The following is a 20,101-nucleotide window of genomic DNA, read 5'->3' as shown; positions in this document are numbered from 1 at the left end:
CCTGCGGTGCGATGGATCAAAGCACGCTGCGGGTGGGCGCAGCCAATCAATCTCCTGTCCCACCAGGGCACTTGAGTCCCAGGAGTCCCGAACCGTGCAGGCGCGCGCACGGCATGTCGGCGACTTCTTCACACCCTGCACGGCATCGTTCCGCAGGAGGGCTTGCCGCCTGGATGTGGAATCAGGCACTCCGTACCAAAGGCGTTCCGGGGGGTGTGCACATGTGCAGATCCGCCGCAGTCGGTGACTTGGTTGGGTGCGCGCTGTGCAGATTCCCTGAAGTGAGGATTCCGCTCGCTGTTCTCGACCGACCGTTGCCGACCGATCGCGTTCTGTGTCGGATCGGGGGGTTGCGGGCCGGGTCGGTGCGTGAGCAGGTCGGGGCGACCGTTGCGCTGTGGGTCATGGCCGATTCGCGGTTTTGCAAAGGAAGTTGGGAAACGGAATTGAACGCCCCACGTGACACGTGCGTATCAACGGGCATCCAGGCGCCCCCATCGGCCGCCGCACAGCGGCCACAGACCCCGGTCCCCAGGAGGTCGAGAAGTTTGAGTCACAAGCGAATTCCGAAGCGCAAGGCCGCGATAGCCGTCGGCGGTGTCGCTGCACTCGGAGCGGCGGCGATCCTGCTGCCGAACGCCAACGCGTCCCAGGACAACTCGGCAGGCGCCGCCACCCCCAAGACCCTCAAGGCGACGGGCGCCTCCGACCTCTCCTCGCAGCTCGCCGGACTGCTGGGCGATGCCTTCGCCGGGTCCTACTACGACAGCGCCGCCAAGCAGCTCGTCGTCAACGTGATCCCCGGTGACAACAACAACGTGGTCGTCCAGGCGGAGAAGGCCGGCGCCAAGGTGCGCGAGGTGCAGAACAGCACCGCCGAACTCACCGCCGCCGCCCAGGTGTTGAAGACCAAGGCCACCGTCCCCGGCACGGCCTGGTCGGTCGACCCGAAGACCAACAAGATCCAGGTCCTCGCCGACAGCACCGTCACCGGCTCCAATTGGGACACCGTGCTGTCGACGGTCAAGAGCCTCGGCACGAACATGGCCACCGTCAAGAAGACCGCCGGCTCCTTCAAGACGCTGGTCTCGGGCGGCGACGCCATCTTCGCCCAGACCGACCAGGGCGGTGTCCGCTGCTCCCTCGGCTTCAACGTCACCGCGAGCGACGGCACCCCCGCCTTCCTGACCGCCGGACACTGCGGTGTCGCGGCGAAGGAGTGGTCCGACACGCAGGACGGCCAGCCGATCGCCACGGTCGACCAGGCCACCTTCCCCGGCAACGACTTCTCACTCGTGAAGTACGACGACCCGGCCACCCAGACCACGAGCGACGTCAACGTGGGCAACGGCCAGACCGTCCAGATCACCCAGGCCGAGGACGCCACGGTCGGCACCCAGGTCTTCCGGATGGGCTCCACCACCGGTCTGCACGACGGCACGGTCACCGGACTCGACGCGACCGTCAACTTCCAGAGCGAGACCGACCCGAACGGTGTCGACACCGTCAACGGCCTCATCCAGACGGACGTCTGCGCCGAGGCGGGTGACAGCGGCGGCTCGCTCTTCACCCAGGACGGCGGCGCGGTCGGCCTCACCTCCGGCGGCAGCGGCGACTGCACCAGCGGCGGCGAGACCTTCTTCCAGCCGGTCACCGCCGCGCTCACGGCGACCGGCGCCACCCTCGGTGACGCGGGCGCCGGTGCCGGCGCGGGCGACGACACCGCCACCGCGGACCCGTCGGCGACCGCGGCCGACCCGTCCGCCACCGACGGCACCGGGGACCAGTCCGGAGCCGTGGACCCGTCCGCCACCGACGGCACGGGCGACCAGTCCGGAGCGGTCGACCCGTCCGCCACCGACGGCACCGGCGACGGGACGGGCACCGGAGCCGACGACGGCTCCTCGCTCACCTCAAGCCACTGACCCGACCCCTTCCAGCGGTACAAGGTCGGCGGTGGATCGGTCCGGCCCTCCGGCGGGAGGGCCGGACCGCCCTGCGTTGTCCAGGTCATCCGGGCTCCGGCCCGCGACAGCAGCGCCACATCTCACCCCGGGCCCCGGGCCCGCAGCAGCAACAACGCCACGTCGTCGATCCGCTCCCGCGCCGCCGCGCTGTCCCGCACGAGCGCGTCGGCGATCTCCTCCAGCGGCAACTCCCCGGCATCGGCGAGGCGTTGACCCAGTTCGGCCAGGGCGTCCTCGATGTCCACGCCGGGCGACTCGATGAGCCCGTCGGTGTAGAGGGCCAGCACGGAACCGGGCGCGAGATCGACCTGGGTCGTCGGATAGGTCGCCTCGGCGTCGATGCCCAGCAACGGGCCACCGGCCAGGTCGAGCACCCGCACCCGCCCGTCCGGACGGCGCAGCAACGGCGGCGGATGCCCGGCCCGCGCCATCACGGCCGTACCGCGTGCGGGATCGAGCCGTAGATACAGACAGCTCGCGAACAGTTCGGAACCGAGGTCGATCAGCAGCCGGTTGGTACTGCGCATGACCTCCTCCGGGGCCTGGCCCACGGTCGTGTACGCGCGGACGGCGGTCCGGATCTGCCCCATCAGCCCGGCCGCCGTCACGTTGTGCCCTTGCACATCGCCGATCACCGCCGCCAGGCCCGCGGTGGTCACCAGGTCGTAGAAGTCGCCGCCGATCTCCATGCCCTGGGTGGCCGGCAGATAGCGGGCGGCGGCCTCGATGCCCGGCAGCGGCGGCAGCGAGTGCGGCAGCAACGCCGCCTGCAACCCGTGCGCCAGCCGGTTCTTCGCGTCGTAGAGCAGCGCACGCTCCAGCGCCTGCGCGATCAGCCCGCCCAGACTCGTCAGGACGGCCCGCTCGTCCGCGGGGAACGTGTGCGGCTCCGCGTACGCCAGCACACAGGTGCCGACCGGCCGCCCGGAGGCGATCAGCGGCAGATACGCCCAGGCCGCGAAGCCGTCGGGCGTGGAGTGCCGGCTCGGATACAGCCGTTCCAGCTCCTGGCGTGAGTCGAAGAACGCGGGCACCCCGCTGTTCAGGGCAGCCGTCCCCGGCGTCGACCCGGTCAGCGCCATCCCGTCGAAGCGCTCGACGACCTGCGGATCCGGATAGCCGCGGTGCCCCAGCACATGCAGCCGCCCGCCCCGCGAACCGAGGACGACCAGCGCCTGGCTGCCCACGGCCGGGGCGACCTCGTCCGCGATGAGCTGCACCACGTCCTCCACCCCGACCGCCTCGGTGAGCGCCCCCGCCAGGCTCAGCACCTGCGAGATGGTCACCAGCCGCGACGACCCGTCGCCGGGCTGCGGCCCCGCCCGGGCCAGCTCGGCGACCGCCCGCGCCCGGCTGATCCGTACGCTCAGCCCGGTCGTGTTCGGATACAGCCGGAACGACAGCCACTCGCCCGGCGGTCGCAGCGCCACGAACGACGTGACCTGCTGACTGAGCAGCGCGGCCCGGTAACGGTCCTCGTACACCGGGTCGTTGAGCCAGGGCACCGCCGCCCACAACTGGGTGCCCAGCAGCCGGCTCACCGACATGCCGAGCAGCTCTCCGGCCGCCGTGTTCGCGAAGCCGACCCGGCCGTGCAGATCCAGCGAACACAGCCCGTACGGCAGCCGGGCCACCATCCGGGCCGCCTCGACCGTGCCCAGCGTCCCGGCCACACTCGTCGCGGGTCCCGTCGTGAGCAGATCGGGCTCCGCGCTCACCGGACGCCGCTCCTCCACGGCCCGCTCCAGCCGGACCGCGAGCCGCTCGCAGGCGGCCGTGAGCTGGTCCCGGTCCCGGTCGGACAGGACCGGCGGATGCGAACCGGGCCAGGTCACGAAGACCGAGCCGTAGACCCTGGACGGGGTGGCGATCGGCACCGCGGCCAGCGCGAAGGGGTAGGGCAGCACGACCGCGATGCGCGGATAGCGGCGGGCCATGTCCTCCTCGCCGCCGATCCAGATCAGCCGCCGTTCGCGCGCGGCCTCGGCGACCGGGATCGGCGCGCTCAGCCCGACCCGCTCCCAGGGTGCCGCGAAGGCGCGGGGCAGCCCGGCCATCACCGCCATCTCCAGCACCGGCTCGTCGGGCGTCAGCAGATACACCGCGCCGGAGTGCGCGTGGACGCCGTCCATCATCGCGGCCAGCGCGAGAGACAGCATCGGACGGCCGACCGGCGTCCCGGCGACCGTCGGCGTCTGCCTGTCCGACACGCCGACCACCTCCTCGCCCGGCCCCGCGTCCCTCAGGGATCAGGCTCCACCCTGGGAGCCGCACGCGCACGGCGAGCACCGCCGGCTCCGAGCGGTGCGGCGCGTCGCCGTACCCCCGGGGCTCCGACCCAAGCCCCCCTGATCGAAGCGCGCGGCGGCGTACGGGCGCCCCGCGTGCGCCCCCGCGCACCCTGTTGGCCGGTTCTCCAGGCCCGCTGACGGTCGCGGTCGCGAACAATGGGTTCGCGCGAAACCACCTGGAACCGGCGAACGGCGAGTCGAAGGGGCGGCAGTGATCCGGCTACTTCTGGTGCATGACGCGTGCCTGGTGCGATCGGTCCTCGCGGAGTGGCTCCGCCGGGAACCCGACCTGGAGGTCCACGACACCCCGTGGCGCACCGCACCCGGACGCGTCCGGTCCGCCCGGCCGGACATCTGCGCGGCCGACCTGGACTGCTCCGACACCTACGGCATCCCGCCGCTCGGCGAACTCTGCCCGCGCGGCGCCGGCCGCATGCCGCCGCGCCTCCTCGTGCTGGCCACCGCGCACCGGCCCGGCCTGCTGAGACGGGCGATCGAGGCGGGCGCGCTCGGTTATGTGGACAAGGCGAGCCCGCCGGAACACCTGCTGCACGGAATCCGGCGCGTCGCGGAGGGGAAACGTTTCGTCGACGATTCGCTGGGTTTTGGTTTTCTGAAGGCCGCGGAGATGCCGCTGACCCGGCGGGAGCTGAGCGTGTTAACCCTCGCCGCCGAGGGCGCCTCCGTCGCGGAGATCGCCGGGAGCCTGCACCTGTCCCACGGGACCGTGCGCAACTACATGGCGGCCATCACCCGCAAGACCGGGGCCCGCAACCGCGTCGACGCGATCCGCATCTCGCAGGGGGAGGGCTGGCTCTGAGGCCCAGGAGCCGACCAGGTCCCGGTAGAGCGGGGAGCGGCTCAGCAGTTCGTCGTGCGTTCCGAGCGCGGTCTCCCGCCCGTCCATGACGAGCACCCGTTCCGCCCGGCGGGCCGAGCTGATCCGGTGGGCCACGACGACCAGCGCGCCCCCCGGCCGCTCCCGCCCGGCGAAGGCACGCTCCGCGCGTTCCTCCGCGTCCGGGTCCAGATGACAGGTCGCCTCGTCGAGGAGGGCGAGCGGGGCGTACGAGAGATAGGCCCGGGTCAGCGCGATCAACTGCCGCTCCCCGGCGGACAGTTGCGCGGGCTGCACCGGGGCGTGCGGCCCGCCGAGGGCTTCCAGGAGCGGGGTGAGCCCGACGGCCTCGGCCGCGGCCAGCAACTCCGCCTCGGGCACCGGGTCCGGCCGCAACTGCCCGAGGTTCTCGGCGAGGCTGCCACTGAACACATACGCCTCCTGCGGAATCAACACCCGCAGGGCAGCCGCCTCGCCCACCGTCCGCCCGTACACCCGGACCGCGCCCCCACCGGGCCGCAGCAGCCCGGCGACGAGTGCGGTGAGCGTGGATTTCCCGATACCGCTCGGTCCTACGACGGCCAGGTGGGCGCCGGGCGGAAGGTCGAGGTCGAGACCGCGCAGGACGGGCTCGCTGGCGGGGCCGTAGGCGAAGGTGAGGGAGGTGAGGGAGAGGGCTGGGGGCGTGTCCGGCGGGGGTGTGAGGCGGCGGCCGCTGGTGCCCGGGCCGTGGGCCAGGTTCTGGGTGACGGGGGCGGGGGAGAGGGGCGGGGGATTGTCGGGTGGTGGGGTGGGCTGTTCCGATCGGGGTGTGGTGGGCGGCGGGGGTGTTGGGTGGGAGCTGTTGGTGTCCAGGCTGTGGGCGAGGTTTCGGGGGGTGGGCGGGGGGTGGGCTGGGGTGTTGTCGGGTGGTGGGGTGGGCTGTTCCGATCGGGGTGTGGTGGGCGGCGGGGGTGTTGGGTGAGAGCCGCTGGTGCCTGGGCCGTGGGCCAGGTTTCGGGGGGTGGGCAGGGGGTGGGCTGGGGTGTCGTCGGGTGGTGTGGCGGGTCGGTCCGGGCGGGGAGTGGCTGGTGGGTCGGGTGTCAGGCGGCGCAGGACGACCGCGAGGCGGGAGCCGCTGGTGCCCAGGCCGTGGACCAGGTTCTGGAGGGCGGGCAGCAGGGACTGGGTGACGTAGGCGAGGGCTCCGACCAGGGCGCCCGGGGTGACGCCGTGGCCCAGGAGCCAGGGGGCGGTGGCGAGCAGCAGCAGGACCGGCAGTTGGCCGCCGATCGCCAGGGACGCCACGCGCGGGACGCCCCAGCGGGCGAGCGAGCGCGCGGCCCGTAGTTCGGCGTCGACGAGGTGCCTGGTGTCGGCGGCGACCTGCTCCTCGGCGCCGGCCGCCGTGATGTCCCGCAGTCCGGGGCAGACGGTGCCCAGCCGGTCGGCGAGGGCCTCGTCGGCGCGCAGGAAGACCTCCTGCCGCCGGGCCAGCGGGCGCAGGGTCGCCGCGAACAGGCCCACTCCGGCCACGAGTGGCGGCGCCACGACGAGCAGGAGCAGAGGCACGAGCGAGCACAGCCCGGCGAGCGCGCCCACGGCGGTGAACACGAACGATCGGGACACCATCACCAGCCCGGCGAAGGTGTCCCGGGCCAGCTCCACCTGCTGGGTCAGTCCGGACAGGGCACTCCGGTCGGCCTCCGCCACACCCCGCGCGACCACCCGCTCGACGAGCCGGTCCCGCAGCGGCTCGACCAGCGCGGCGACAGCCCGGTACACCCGTCCGGTCCCCACGGCACCGACGAGGACCCCGACCCCCGCCACACCGAGCCACCCGAGTCCGACCATGGCCCGCCCGGCCAGAAACCCGGCGTCCAGCGACCGCGCGAGCCCGTACCCGACCAGAAAGGTCTGCCCGGTCTCCAGTACCGACCAGCTGGCGAGCCGGACGAGAACGCGCCATCGCGCGGCGAGGAAACGGAGGCCGCGTCGGGGGATACCGCTGTTGTCGGGCGGTTGGGTGTGCTGGGTGGTCTCGGTGGGTTCGTCGTGGGGCGGGGTGGGGGTCTGCCGTCGTTCATGGAGGTTGCGTGGTTCGGCGTACTGCGTGGGCTCGGCCGAACTGCTGTCGGGGCTCACTGGAGTCGGCCGTTGTCCGTGCGCGAGGGGCGCGAGGGGTAGGTCGTCACGACGGACGTCGCCGTCGACCTGGCCCTCGCCATACCTTCCGGTCCGGACCGTATCCCTGCGCCGACGCCGCCACGCGCCTTTGCGCGTCGGCGGGTTCGCATCGGGGTGACCGCCGGTCTCGTCGTGGCGGCCAGGTGGTTCCTGGCGTGCCCGATCGTTCCCGTGCGCCATCGGTACGGTCCGCCGCCGGTCCGCCCGGTCCTCCGTGCCCGGCTCCCTGTCCGGCTGCGTGCGCGTCATCGGCCCGACTCGCTCTCTGGGTGTCGCGGCCTGTGTGCGCCATTGCTTCCGGAATCCGTCGGTTCCGTGCCCGGCTTGGCGCCCGTCATTGGCCTGGCTCGCTCTTTGTGTCTTGCGGCGCGCGTGCGCCATTGCTTCCGGAATCTGTCGGCTCGGTGCCCGGCTTGGCGCTCGTCATTGGCCTGGCTTGCTCTTTGTGTCTTGCGGCGCGCGTACGCCATCGCCCTCGGAAACCGTCGGTTCCGTGCCGGTCATCGCTCCGACCCGCTCTCTGTGCGTCGCGGTGCGCGTGCGCCATTGCTTCCGGAATCTGTCGGCTCGGTGCCTGGCTTGGTGCGCGTCATTGGCCTGGCTTGCTCTTTGTGTCTTGCGGCGCGCACACCATCGCCCCCGGAAGCCATCGGCTCCGTGCCCGTCGTCACCCCGGGCTCGTCCTCTGTGCCGTGCAGCTCGCGTACGCCGTCGCTCCCGGAATTCGCCGTGCCGCCCAACGCCCTCGCGCCGCCCTTCCGCGCTCCCGCCGGGGCGCCCTCGTCCCCGACCCCGAACACCGCCCGATAACCCGGCGTCCCCCACAACTCCGCATGGGTCCCCACCGCCCGCACCCGCCCGCCGTCCAGCCAGAGCACCCGGTCCGCGCGCGCCGCCGTCGTCGCGCGGTGGGCCACGAGGAGGCGGGTGCCTGGTGTGGTGGGGTCGGTGAGGGCCTTCGTCAGATGGTGTTCTGTGACCGTGTCGAGGCTGGAGAGGGCGTCGTCGAGGATCAGGAGGCGGCCGGGGTGGGCGAACGCCCGGGCCAGGCCGAGGCGTTGGGCCTCGCCGCCGGAGTGGGGGGCTTCGGCGCAGGGGGTGGCGTAGCTGTGGGGGAGGCGGCGGATGAAGGTGTCCACCTGGGCTGTGCGCGCCGCCGCGCGGACGGTGGTGGGGGACGGGGTCGGCACGCCGAAGGCGATCGTGTCCTCGATGGTGGTGCCGAGCAGCACCGGGCGGTCGAAGGCGTAGCCGATCGCACCGCGCAGGTCGGCGTGGCGCAGGTCGCGGAGCGGGATTCCGTCGAGGAGGACCTCACCCTCGTCCGGGTCGGTCAGCCGGCCCGCCACCGCCGCCAGCAGCGACTTGCCCGCACCCGAGCGGCCCACGACCGCGAGTGTCGTGCCACCGGGAACCACCAGGTCGATCCCGTCCAGTACGGGGCGTCCGCCGCGCCGCGCGGTCACCCCGCGCAACTCCAACTGTCCTTCACCCAAAGGCAGTTGGTGGTGTCCGTACGTCGGGGCGGGTTCCGTCAGGATCTCTGCGAGGCGTCCGGTCGCGGCCCGGGCGCGCATCAGGCCCGCGAGCTGTCCCACCAGCACGCCGACGCCGGTCGCCAGCACCGCGTACCGGGAGGCGGCCAGTACATCGCCCACCGTCAGGCGGTGCGTGGTCAGCAGGCAGCCCGCCACGGCCACGACGGCCAGCTGAAGGAGCGGCGCCACGGTCACCGCCTGTGCGGCGGCCCGCCCCTGCACCCCCCACATGCGGTGCCCCGCGCGGGAGAGGTCGGGCAGTGGCCGCAGAATCCGTGCCGTCTCCCGGTCCGCCGTACCCGCCGCCCGGATCGTGCGGGAGCCGTCGATCGCCTCCGCCAGCGCCGCCGCGATGAGCCCCTGCGCCCGCTGGTACCGCGTCACGCACTCGGTGGTGTCCCGGGCGAGGGCGCGCAGCAGGAGGGCGAGGACCGGTGCCCCCGCCAGGAACACGGCCGCCAGCCACGGATCGATCAGGGCCAGCGCGACCACACCGCCGACCGGGCCCGCCAGGGCCGCCAGCAGCGCGGCGAGCGCGCCCGGCGCCGTCCCGGCCTGCGCGGCGTTCCCGACCAGCCGGGCGACCAGCTCACCGGAACCGAAACGGGTGCCGGCTCGCGGACCCACCGCCAGCACATGTCCGCCAACCAGACTGCGCAGCCAGGCAGTTGAGCCCGCCGTGACCGTGCCGCCCAGCACTGTCCCGCACGCGTCCAGCAACGCGGTCAGCAGCACCAGCCCCGCACACGCACCCACCCAGCGGCCGGCCGGGGCGTGCGCCAGCAGCAGGTCCAGGGTCCGCCCCAGGACGGCCGGCAGCACGAGCGCCGCCGCCGTGGCCGCCGTACTCACCACGCACAGCGCCGCACAGCGCGGTCCGCTGTCGCGGAGCGCCGACCGCAGCAGCGCACGGGTCGCCGCGGCCCCGGGGTCGTCCTCGGCGCGAGTCCTCATACGGCAGCCCCTTGCGGAGACGTGACGGAGGCTCCGGGCGGCCGCCCCTCGTGGGAGCGGGCCGCCCGGAGCCGTGGGCTCACCGCATCGTCAGAGACAGAGCAGAACGCTCGCCGCGCTGACGCAGGAGAGCAGGCTGACGGTGCTCGCGCCGCCGCCGTCGCTGTGCTCGTCGGATTCCATCGTCTGCAGGTCGAGAAGTGCCATGACGTGTCCTTTCGTTGTGGGGACGGGGTGGTGTTCTTGGTGTCACGACTCCGTCGGATCTCAGATCGCGGAGCCGCGTTGTGTGGGCCGCCCGGGTGTGGGCGGCAGGAAGGGCAGCCCGGCCGGGGCTTCGGTGTCGCCGAGGGCCGCGCCGAGCGCGAGCAGGCACCCGGCCGTGCCGGTGCCCAGGTCCATCGACAGGCGCATCATCTGGTGCCCGGGGAAGGCGAGTTGGCCCTCGTAGGCCATGGCGAACCAGGCGAGGCCGGCCACCTGCTCGGTCAGCCTCCGCCCGTCCGCGTCCGTTCGCGCGAGGTGCAGGATCATGCCTGCGCGGCCCTGGAAGAGACCGGGTTGCGCGTAGAAACGGGAGGTGGCGGCGGTGAGGATGCCGGCGCGGGCTCGCTCGAACTCCCCGGTCCCGTCCGGGAGATGGGCCAGCAGGTCGTCCACGACCATCCCGATGCCCACGCTTCCGTCGCCGAGGTAGGGCAGCGTCCGCCAGCCCTCGTCGACCTCCAGCCCGCCGCCGCGCTGCACGACACAGCACTCCAGGTCGCGGCGCAGCGCTCCGGCGGCGGCGTCCAACAGCCGTCGTTCGCCGGTCAGTTCGTACTGCCGGAGCAGGAACAGCGCGGGCCCGCTCGCTCCCCGCAGCAGCCCGGCACGCCGTCGGGGCGTCTCGGGGCGCGGCTCGGCGAGCCGTCGTACGACGATGTCCGCGGCCTCGGCCGCCCGCTCGCGCAGCTCCGACTCGCCGGTGTCGGCGGCCAGTTGGCCCAGGACCAGGCCGAGTCCCGCGAGGCCGCCGTGCAGATCGGAGGACAGGTTCTGCCAGCGCTCCCGGAGGATGCCGTCGATCAGGTCGAGGGCCCGTTGCCGGTGGCCGAGTCGGCCCAGGACATGGGCGACGCCCGCGAGACCGTCGTAGAGGCCGAGCGGGGTGCCGACCGGTGGCGGGGCGGTGTGGTCCAGGAGCCAGCGCTCGCCCTCCTCGTGGCGGTCGGCCCCCACCGCGTCCAGCGCGTACAGCACACCGGCCGCGCCGTGCGAAAGACCGAGCCCGCCGCCGTCCGAGAACTGCGCGATGTCGCCGGGGAAGAGCCGGTCGGCGCGCTCCGGAGTCGCCGAGGCCCAGATCGCCTTGACCATCGAGTCACGGCTGTAGGGCCAGTCGCCGGGTTCCACGAGGCCGACGGAGGCGGGTGGAACCGACCGGGTCCGTGGCCGCTCCTTGCTCACGTCCCGCGTGATCTCCGCGACCGCCTCGTCCAGGAACTCCCTTGGTACGTCCGGGAATTGACCGGCGATCACCTCGGCCAGATGGGCCGCCTTGGCGCGGTCGACCACGAACAGGGTGGTGACGGGCAGGAACAGGGCGAGCCGCAGACAGGCCAGCGCGTACCGGTCGACGTCGACGCCTCTGCGGTCCGGCGGGGCGAAGAAGCCCGGGTGAGCGACGACCTGTCGGCCGTTCTCCGCGACCGGTGCCGCCGCCTCGAAGTCGATGAGGAACACCGACTCCTCGTCGGGCGCGACGATCACGTTGAAGATGTGCAGGTCGTTGAAGACGATCCCGCGCGCGTGCACGGCCTCCAGCGCCTGCTCGACCGCCCGGTGGATCTTCAGCGCCCACGCCGTGTACGCGGCGACCGCGGCCGGGTCGGGGTCCGGGGTGAGCAGGGGATGGCGCTGCGCGAAGAAGGAGTTGAGCGGCTGCCCCTCGACGAAGTCCATGACCAGGAACCGGTGTTCGCCCAGCATGAACCAGTCGCGCACCTCCGGCACGACCCCGGTCCCGGCGACCCGTTCCAGCGCGAGCTTCTCGCGCTCCAGGCGGGCGATCGCGTCGGCGCCGTCCGAGGCCAGCCCCGCGTGCGGACGCCCCTCCTTGAGGACGACCTTGCGCCCGTCCCGGGTGTCGGTGCCCGCGTACACCCCACCGCCGTTGGAGAAGTGCAGCGCCTTCTCGATGCGGTACGGCAGTTCGCCGACCGTCGTGGTGTTGCGGGCCGCGAGATGGGGCTCCAGGAACGCGGGCAGCGTCACCCACTCCGGGACCTGGAAGGACGGCGCCCGCCGGTCCGGCACCAGCCGCCCCTCGCCGTCCCGCACCGCCGGCACCAGCGAGCCCCGCTCGTCGACGACGAAGCTGCGCGCGAAAGCGCCGTAGCGGACGTAGAGCGGGCCGTCGTACCAGCGCAGATCGGTGAGGATGTACGGCCCCTCGAAGCCCTCCAGGAGCTTGCCCAGCTCGCGCAGGATCTGGTGGAGCTGTTCCTCGTCGGAGGGGTAGACGGTGACGAACTTGCCGCTGGTGTCCCGGCCCGCGTACTTGGTGTTGCGCAGATGCAGCAGGTGCGGGCCCGGTACGAACTTGAACGGGATGCGGCGCGGCACGCAGTACTCCCACACCAGGGCGGCGATCTTGTCCGCGTTCGCCCGGGTGGCCGAGGCGTGGATCTTCCAGCCCTGGGGCGGTCCCGGGAGCGGGTCGCCGTCGTCGTCGAGCGGGGTCAGTGTCAGCCAGTCGCCGATCCGCGCCGAGGTCCAGCCGGCGGGGACCTCGCGGCGCGCGGTCCCGAACAGGGTGGGCGCGGCGCCCGGACCGGCCGCGGACAGGCGGTCGGGTGTCTCGTAGAAATGCCGGTCGGCGAGCGCGTGCACCTCGTACCGCTTGTCCATGGTCGTCCCCCTCCGTGGCCCGGCTCGAATCTCCCAGCCGCGCCGAGGCAGCGGACAGTCACGGCTGTCACGAGATCGCCGTGCGGAACGCACGCGTAAAGATTTGTTCGGCGTGTTTCGAGCAGGCCGAGGGCCATCCGGTCCCTCATCTCCACGGAACGGTCACAGGGGCTGCGCAGTCGCTGCATAAGCGCTGTAATTGCGGACGTGGTCAGTGAGGGCGCTGTTGGACGCAGAACGAGAACTCTGCGTGCCGAACTTGCCCTCAAGACGCTCACGACCGATCTTGACGCCCGCGAACGGCTGCGCCGGATCCTCGAACAGGCCCTCGTCTTCGCCGGCGCCAGCTTCGCCGGGGTGTACACGCCCGGTGACGACGCCGACCTGCTGTGCCTGGTCGAGTCGGTCGGTGTGCCGCGGACGCTGTACGGGCTGCGGGACGGCTATCCGGCCTCCGGTGGATCACCGGCCGCCGAGGTGCGCCGGGCCGGGCACGCGGTGTGGCTCGGGCCCGAGGAACTCGCGGCCGGCGGCGACTCGCGCCGGCTGCCGTCGGGGGAGTTCCATCTGGCGGCGCTGCCGGTGCGCGGGGAGCGGGGCGGGGGCTGTCTGCTCGCGGTGAGCGAGCGCCCGGCCGGGTTCGACACCGAGGACCGCGCGTGCCTCACGCTGATCGCCGAGGCGGTCGCGATCCCGGTCCCGGCCGAGGCCGTGGCGGGGGAGGAGCTGCCCGCGGGCTCGTTCGACCTGGCCATGGACACCGGGCGGGTCGAGGTCGGCGGCGACATCCTGGCGCTGTTCGGGCTCGGCCCCGACGACTTCGACGGCAAGGTCGAGACCCTGCTCGGACTGACCGTGCCCGAGGACCTGCCCTCCCTCATGTCCGTCGTCGAGGCCGACCACATGGCCATCGGCGACCGCGAGCTGGAGTTCCGCGTCCTGCAGCCCTCGGGACCGCCGAAATGGCTGCGGCTGCGCGGCCGGCTGCTGCCCGGCGGTGACGGCCGGCCGGCCCGCCTCGTCGGCACCGTCGGCGACGCCTCCCAACTGCGCTCCGGCGTCAACGACGTGGCCCGCGTCCAGCGCCTCGCCGCTGCCCTCGCCATGGCCCCGACGGTCCACGACGTCAGCCAGGCCGTCGTCGCCGCCCTGCGCAAGCCGCTGCGCGCCGACCGGATCGCGCTCGCCGAACTGGAGGGCGACCGGCTCGTCGTCACCGTCCTGGACCCGCCCGAACCCGAGTCCTGGCCCGAGCTGTGGCGCCAGGAGTGGCGCAGCGAGTGGCCCGACGCCCCCGTGCGCGCCATGCCCACCCTCGCCGCCGCCCTGCGCGAGGGCCGCGCCGCGATCCGGCCCGCCGGAACCGACCTGGAACCCGCCCTCGCCGAGGTCGGACCGGGCGGCCTCGCCGTGCTGCCGCTGTCGGCCGGCGGCCGGGTGTCCGGGGCCTGTCTGATCGGCTGGGACGACCCGCACGTCTTCGGCCCCGACGAACGCGCCCTGCTCACCGCCTCCGCCGGCCTCGCCGGACAGGCGCTGATGCGCGCCCACGCCTTCGACGCCGAGCACGAACTCGTCGGCATGCTCCAGCGCCAACTGCTGCCGCGCCGGCTGCCGAAGCTGCCCGGCGCGGTCGCCGTCGCCCGCTATCTGCCGACCACGGCCGGTCTTGAGGTCGGCGGCGACTGGTACGACGTGATCCCCCTGCCCGACAACCACGTGGCTCTCGTCATCGGCGACGTCCAGGGCCACAACGCGGGCGCCGCCACCCTCATGGGCCAGATGCGCACCGCGCTGCGCGCCTACGCCGTCGAGGGGCACCCGCCGGACGTCGTCGTCTCGCACGCCAACCGGCTCCTCATGGACCTGGAGACGGATCTCTTCGCCACCTGCTGCTATGTCGACGTCGACATGGAGGAGGGCTCGGCCTGGTATGTGCGGGCCGGCCATCTGCCGCCCGTGCTGCGTCACCCGGACGGCGGAACCGAGGTCCCCGAGGCCGACGGCGGCCCGCCGCTCGGTGTGGTGACGCAGGCCGACTTCCCGATGAGCCCGCTCCGGCTCCAGCCCGGCACCGTCATCGCCCTGACCACCGACGGCCTCGTGGAGTCCAAGGAGGCCGACATCGACGAGGGCATCGACCGCCTCGCCCACGGCCTCGCCCTCTCCGACCCCGCCCACCTCGGCCTCGTCGCCGACGCCCTGCTCGGCAACGCCCGCCGCGACGACGACGTCGCCCTGCTCCTCATGCGCTACGACGGCCTCGCCACCCGCCCCCGGCGGGAGAACTGGACGGTGTGGCGCGTCCCGGAGGCGGCCCGGCACGCCCGCCGCTTCACCAAGCGCACCCTGCGCCTGTGGGGCGTCACCGAGGAGACCGACGTCATCCTCCTCGTCGTCTCCGAGCTGGTCACCAACGCCCTGGTGCACACCGACGGACCGGTCCGCCTGGACCTCACCCTCGTCAACCACCGGTTCCGCGTCTCCGTGGCCGACTCCTCGCCGCGCACCCCGGTCAAACCGACCAGCATCGGCTGGGAGGCCACCGGCGGCCGCGGCATCCTCCTCGTCGAGGCCATGTCGGCGGCCTGGGGAACCGTGCCGGTGAGCGGCGGAAAACAGGTGTGGGCCGACATCGCGCTCGACGCGTAGACCGCCGCACGGGTGCCTGCCCGGGCGCGTGACGGCAGGTCGAGGCCGCCGCGCACGCCCGCCGTGATGGGGTGCGTCCTTGTGGCACACACCTTCGAAGAACTGGTCGAGAAGCAGCGCGCGGCCCAGGAGGCACGCGCCCGGGTCCAGGAGATGCGGGACGCCCTGGGAGCCCCGGCCCACGAACCCTGGACCGAGGCCCAGACCGACGTCTACGAGACCGCCTGGCGGGCCTGGCGCGACCTGGCCCGGGACGCCCAGGCCGCGGTGAACGAGTACGCCAAGGAGCAGGGTCTCGACAGGGCCGAGGTCGAGGCGGACGTACAGCGGACCGCGGGCGGTATGTCCGATCCCGGAGGCGCCTAGGCGTCCCGCTGTACACCTAGACGCCCACCTATCGTTGGACTGTCGTAACAAACGAACAAGGGGAGGAACGATGAACGTCCAAAGATGACGCTAAGGTGAAGCGATGAAGGCTCTCGTTCTCTCCGGCGGCACTGGATCCCGCCTGAGGCCGATCACACACACATCGGCAAAGCAGCTCGTCCCGGTGGCCAACAAGGCCGTCCTTTTCTACGGGCTCGAATCACTCGCCGACGCAGGCATCACCGAGGTCGGCATCATCGTCGGCGACACCGCGGCGGAGATCGAGGAGGCGGTGGGCGACGGGTCGAAGTTCGGCCTGCAGATCACCTACATCCCGCAGGATCGTCCCCTCGGACTGGCCCACGCCGTCCTCATCGCGCGCGAGTACCTCGGTGACGAGGACTTCGTGATGTACCTCGGCGACAACTTCATCGTCGGTGGCATCACCGGACTCGTCGAGGGCTTCCAGGACAACAAGCCCGACGCGCAGATCCTCCTCACCCACGTGCCCGACCCCCGCTCTTTCGGCGTCGCCGAACTCAGCGACTCCGGCCAGGTCATCGGCCTGGAGGAGAAGCCCGAGCATCCCAAGAGCGACCTCGCCCTGGTCGGTGTCTACCTGTTCACGCCCGCCATCCACGACGCGGTGCGCGCCATCAAGCCGTCCTGGCGCGGCGAGTTGGAGATCACCCACGCCATCCAGCAGCTGATCGACGACGGCGCCGACGTGCGCTCCTCGGTCATCCACGGCTACTGGAAGGACACGGGCAACGTCGTCGACATGCTCGAAGTCAACCGGACCGTCCTGGAGAGCATGGACCGCCGCATCGACGGCGAGGTCGACGACGCCTCCGAGACCATCGGCCGCGTGGTGATAGAAGAGGGCGCGCGCATCGACAATTCGCGCATCGTCGGACCCGTCGTCATCGGCGCCGGCACGGTCGTGAGCAACTCCTACATCGGACCGTTCACCTCGGTCGCGGAGAACTGCCGGATCACCGACAGTGAGCTGGAGTTCTCCATCGTGCTGCAGGACTCGTCCATCGCCGGGGTGGGCCGGATCGAGTCCTCGCTCATCGGCAAGCACGTCGAAGTGACCCCCGCTCCGGGGGTACCCAGCGCCCACCGCCTCGTTCTCGGAGACCACAGCAAGGTGCAGATCCGTTCATGAATCTCCTCGTCACCGGCGCCGCCGGCTTCATCGGTTCCACGTACGTCCGCACGCTCCTCGCCTCGGACGCCGCCGACGCGCCCCGCATCACGGTGCTGGACAAGCTCACGTACGCCGGCACGCTCGACAACCTCGAACTCGGCCATCCGCGCCTTGAGTTCGTCCAGGGCGACATCTGCGACGCCGAACTGGTCGACAAGCTGATGGCCGAGGCGGACCAGGTGGTCCACTTCGCCGCCGAGTCCCACGTGGACCGCTCGATCAACGGCGCCGCCGACTTCGTCCGCACCAACGTGGTGGGCACCCAGGTCCTGCTGGACGCGGCCCTGCGCTACGACGTGCCGTTCGTGCACGTCTCCACCGACGAGGTCTACGGCTCCATCGAGACCGGCTCCTGGCCCGAGACCCACCCGCTGGCGCCCAACTCGCCGTACTCCGCGTCGAAGGCCTCCTCCGACCTGCTCGCGCTGGCCTACCACCGCACCCACGGCCTGGACGTGCGCGTCACCCGCTGCTCCAACAACTACGGGCCGCACCAGTTCCCAGAGAAGGTCATCCCGCTGTTCGTCAGCAACCTCCTCGACGGCAAGAAGGTCCCGCTCTACGGCGAGGGCCTCAACGTCCGCGACTGGCTGCACGTCGAGGACCACTGCGACGGCATCGAGCTGGTCCGCACCAAGGGCCGCGCGGGCGAGGTCTACAACATCGGCGGCGGCACCGAGTTGAGCAACAAGGAACTCACCGGTCTGCTCCTCGAGGCTTGCGGCGCGGACTGGGACCGGGTCGAGCGCGTCGAGGACCGCAAGGGCCACGACCTGCGCTACTCCGTCGACTGGTCCAAGATCCACGACGAGCTCGGCTACTCCCCGAAGCGCGACTTCACCAGCGGGCTGGCCGACACCGTCGCCTGGTACCGCGACAACCGGGCCTGGTGGGAGCCCCTCAAGGCACGGGTGGAGCGCGCCTGATGAAGTGGCTGGTCACCGGTGCCGGCGGGATGCTCGGCCACGATGTGCTGGAGGAACTCGCCCGGCGCGGTGAGCAGTTCGTCGGTCTCGGCCATGGCGACCTGGACATCACCGACCCCGATTCGGTGGACCGGGCGTTCGCGGAGCACCACCCCGACGTGGTGGTGAACTGCGCGGCGTACACCGCCGTCGACGACGCCGAGACCGACGAGGAGCGGGCCCTTCGCATCAACGGCGAGGGGCCCCGGCTCCTGGCCCGCGCCTGCGCCACCACGGGCGCGCGGCTGGTCCATGTCTCCACCGACTACGTCTTCGACGGCGAGGCCCGCAGCACGCCGTACCCGGAGAACCACTCCACCGCCCCGCGCACCGCCTACGGCCGAACCAAACTGGCGGGCGAACAAGCCGTGTTGGAGGAACTCCCGGTTAACAGCGCGGTTGTGCGCACGGCTTGGTTGTACGGCGCCTGTGGGGGTAACTTCGTCCGCACGATGATCGAGCTGGAGGCACGTCGCGACACTCTCGACGTCGTCGACGACCAGCGCGGTCAGCCGACCTGGACCGCCGACGTCGCCGTGCGGATCGCCGATCTCGGCGCCCGTATCGGCCAAGTCGAGGGCGCGCACGGGGTGTTCCACGCGACCAGTTCCGGTGAGACCAGTTGGCACGGTCTCGCGCAGGAGGTGTTCCGGCTCATCGACGCCGACCCGGAGCGCGTCCGCCCCACCACGAGCGCGGCCTTCATCCGTCCCGCTCCCCGCCCCGCCTACAGCGCCCTCGGGCACGAGCGGTGGCGGGAGGTCGGCCTGGAACCGCCCAGGGACTGGCGGTCCGCCCTGCACGAAGCACTTCCGCATATCCGCAAGGAGATTTCTTCGTGAAACGTCATGAGTTCCTGCGGGGACTCCACAAGTCAACCGCGAACCGCAACTACCTGGAGATCGGCGTCAATGACGGCCGCAGCCTGACGCTCTCCCGGGTGCCCAGCGTCGCGATCGATCCCGCGTTCAAGGTGGTCACGGAGATCCGCTGTGACGTCCACCTGGCCAAGGCGACCAGTGACGACTTCTTCGCCCGGGACAACCCGCTGGTGCACCTTCGGGGCGGCCGTCACCCGCTGCGTCAACTGGCCCGCAACCGCAGCCCGTTGGGCTGGTGGAAGACCACCACGCTGGACCTGTCGTTCATCGACGGCATGCACCTCTTCGAGTACGCGCTGCGCGACTTCATCAACGTGGAGAAGCACTCGGACTGGGCCAGCGTCATCGTCTTCGACGACATGCTGCCGCGCAGCATCGACGAGGCGGCCCGGGACCGGCACACCGACGCCTGGACCGGCGACGTCTACAAGCTCGTCGAGATCCTCGCCCGCTACCGTCCCGACCTGGTGACGGTCCTCGTCGACACCCAGCCCACCGGGCAGTTGGTCGTCTTCGGCGCGGATCCGAGCAGCACCGTCCTCAAGGACAAGTACGACGAGATCGTCGCCGAGTTCGAGGTCCCGGACCCGCAGAAGGTGCCCGAGGCGATCCTGGAGCGCACCACCGCGGTGCAGCCCGAGGCGCTGCTCAACGCCGGATTCTGGGGCCCCCTCGCCAAAGCCCGCGACCGCGGGACCAAGCGGTCCCGCGGCTGGGAGCCCTTGCGCCGCTCGGTGGAACAGCTCAGCGTCAGCCGCTGACCTGCCCACCCCGCAGTCGCTCGTAGTAGGCGGAGCAGTCCGCGTAGGACGGAAGAAGTCCTGACTGCTCCGCCTCTGCCAATGTGGGCGCCTCGGCGTCCTTCTCGGACAGCACCGGCTCGAAGCCCTCGGGCCACTCGATGCCCAGCGCCGGGTCGAGCGGGTTGATCCCGTGCTCACGTCCGGGCGCGTAGCCCGTCGAACACAGATACACGACCGTCGCGTCGTCGGTCAGGGCCATGAACGCGTGCCCCAGCCCCTCCGCGAGGAACACCGCGTGCTTGGTGTCGTCGTCCAGCCGGACGGCCTCCCACTGACCGAACGTGGGAGAGCCGACGCGGATGTCCACGATCACGTCGAGGACGGCGCCGCGCACGCACTTCACGTACTTGGCCTGGCCCGGCGGCACATCGGAGAAGTGCACTCCGCGCAGCACACCGCGCCGCGACACCGAGCAGTTGGCCTGCGCCAGATCCAGGTCGTAGCCGGTGGCCTCGCGGAACTCCTCGCCCCGGAACCACTCGTGGAAACTGCCCCGGTCGTCAGGGAAGACCTTGGGCTCCAGGACCCAGGCGCCTTCTATCCCCAGTGCTCGCACGTTCTTCCGTCCTCCATGA

The 20,101-nt window shown here is 72.0% G+C and carries 13 protein-coding genes and 1 pseudogene; 8 read left to right on the top strand and 6 right to left on the bottom strand.

The window, feature by feature from the left end; all coding sequences use genetic code 11:
* Window positions 1–548: 548 nt before the first annotated feature.
* A complete protein-coding gene (locus tag AB0M63_RS23450) occupies window positions 549–1,925 on the top strand; it encodes a S1 family peptidase (protein WP_355911258.1) in 1,377 nt (458 codons plus the stop codon).
* A gap of 122 nt (window positions 1,926–2,047) precedes the next feature.
* Here the strand turns inward: AB0M63_RS23450 and AB0M63_RS23445 are convergent, their stop codons facing one another.
* On the bottom strand, window positions 2,048–4,126 hold the full coding sequence (locus tag AB0M63_RS23445) for a SpoIIE family protein phosphatase (RefSeq protein ID WP_366021014.1): 2,079 nt from the start codon (window positions 4,124–4,126) through the stop codon (window positions 2,048–2,050).
* Between the two features lie 565 nt (window positions 4,127–4,691).
* On the opposite strand from AB0M63_RS23445, the pseudogene AB0M63_RS23440 reads away from it, so the two are divergent.
* Window positions 4,692–4,994: pseudogene (locus AB0M63_RS23440) on the top strand (LuxR C-terminal-related transcriptional regulator); the annotation flags it as partial.
* On the opposite strand, the gene AB0M63_RS23435 reads toward AB0M63_RS23440, so the two are convergent.
* From AB0M63_RS23435 to lanKC, 4 genes are all read right to left on the bottom strand, one after another.
* The gene (locus AB0M63_RS23435; RefSeq protein WP_366021013.1) at window positions 4,917–7,079 is read right to left on the bottom strand and encodes an ATP-binding cassette domain-containing protein; all 2,163 of its coding nucleotides are present in this window, start codon (window positions 7,077–7,079) and stop codon (window positions 4,917–4,919) included. The pseudogene AB0M63_RS23440 and the gene AB0M63_RS23435 overlap by 78 nt on opposite strands.
* A 683-nt stretch (window positions 7,080–7,762) precedes the next feature.
* Window positions 7,763–9,754 (bottom strand): ABC transporter ATP-binding protein, encoded by a 1,992-nt coding sequence (locus AB0M63_RS23430; RefSeq protein WP_366020734.1) that lies wholly within the window; start codon window positions 9,752–9,754, stop codon window positions 7,763–7,765.
* 90 nt (window positions 9,755–9,844) lie between these two features.
* Window positions 9,845–9,961 carry a SapB/AmfS family lanthipeptide gene (locus AB0M63_RS23425; protein ID WP_355911267.1) on the bottom strand — a complete coding sequence of 39 codons (117 nt, stop codon included), beginning with the start codon at window positions 9,959–9,961 and terminating at the stop codon, window positions 9,845–9,847.
* 60 nt (window positions 9,962–10,021) lie between these two features.
* Window positions 10,022–12,646: a class III lanthionine synthetase LanKC gene (gene lanKC / locus AB0M63_RS23420; RefSeq protein ID WP_366020733.1), complete on the bottom strand. Its 2,625-nt coding sequence runs from the start codon at window positions 12,644–12,646 to the stop codon at window positions 10,022–10,024.
* 207 nt (window positions 12,647–12,853) lie between these two features.
* Between lanKC and AB0M63_RS23415 the strand changes: the two genes are divergently transcribed.
* From AB0M63_RS23415 to AB0M63_RS23390, 6 genes are all read left to right on the top strand, one after another.
* Complete coding sequence (locus tag AB0M63_RS23415; RefSeq protein ID WP_366020732.1) at window positions 12,854–15,298, top strand: SpoIIE family protein phosphatase; 2,445 nt, start codon at window positions 12,854–12,856, stop codon at window positions 15,296–15,298.
* 81 nt (window positions 15,299–15,379) lie between these two features.
* Window positions 15,380–15,664, top strand: coding sequence for a hypothetical protein (locus tag AB0M63_RS23410; protein ID WP_355911276.1), 285 nt, complete (start codon window positions 15,380–15,382; stop codon window positions 15,662–15,664).
* A 103-nt stretch (window positions 15,665–15,767) separates the two neighbouring features.
* Entirely contained in the window at window positions 15,768–16,835 is a 1,068-nt protein-coding gene (locus AB0M63_RS23405) for a glucose-1-phosphate thymidylyltransferase (RefSeq protein WP_355911279.1), read from the top strand.
* Window positions 16,832–17,803 carry a dTDP-glucose 4,6-dehydratase gene (gene rfbB, locus AB0M63_RS23400; protein WP_366020731.1) on the top strand — a complete coding sequence of 324 codons (972 nt, stop codon included), beginning with the start codon at window positions 16,832–16,834 and terminating at the stop codon, window positions 17,801–17,803. The genes AB0M63_RS23405 and rfbB overlap by 4 nt, the downstream gene beginning before the upstream one ends.
* Window positions 17,803–18,684 carry a dTDP-4-dehydrorhamnose reductase gene (rfbD, locus tag AB0M63_RS23395; RefSeq protein WP_366020729.1) on the top strand — a complete coding sequence of 294 codons (882 nt, stop codon included), beginning with the start codon at window positions 17,803–17,805 and terminating at the stop codon, window positions 18,682–18,684. The genes rfbB and rfbD overlap by 1 nt, the downstream gene beginning before the upstream one ends.
* Window positions 18,681–19,484, top strand: coding sequence for a class I SAM-dependent methyltransferase (locus AB0M63_RS23390; protein WP_355911287.1), 804 nt, complete (start codon window positions 18,681–18,683; stop codon window positions 19,482–19,484). Before rfbD ends, AB0M63_RS23390 begins: the two co-directional genes overlap by 4 nt.
* Here AB0M63_RS23390 and rfbC read toward each other — a convergent pair.
* Window positions 19,474–20,082 (bottom strand): dTDP-4-dehydrorhamnose 3,5-epimerase, encoded by a 609-nt coding sequence (gene rfbC / locus AB0M63_RS23385; protein WP_355911290.1) that lies wholly within the window; start codon window positions 20,080–20,082, stop codon window positions 19,474–19,476. The genes AB0M63_RS23390 and rfbC overlap by 11 nt on opposite strands.
* Between the last annotated feature and the right edge of the window lie 19 nt (window positions 20,083–20,101).

This window comes from Streptomyces sp. NPDC051576 (assembly GCF_040681835.1).
Classification (GTDB): domain Bacteria; phylum Actinomycetota; class Actinomycetes; order Streptomycetales; family Streptomycetaceae; genus Streptomyces.
The sequence above is the reverse complement of the archived record's forward strand: the minus strand, read 5'-3'. Positions and strand labels throughout refer to the sequence as shown.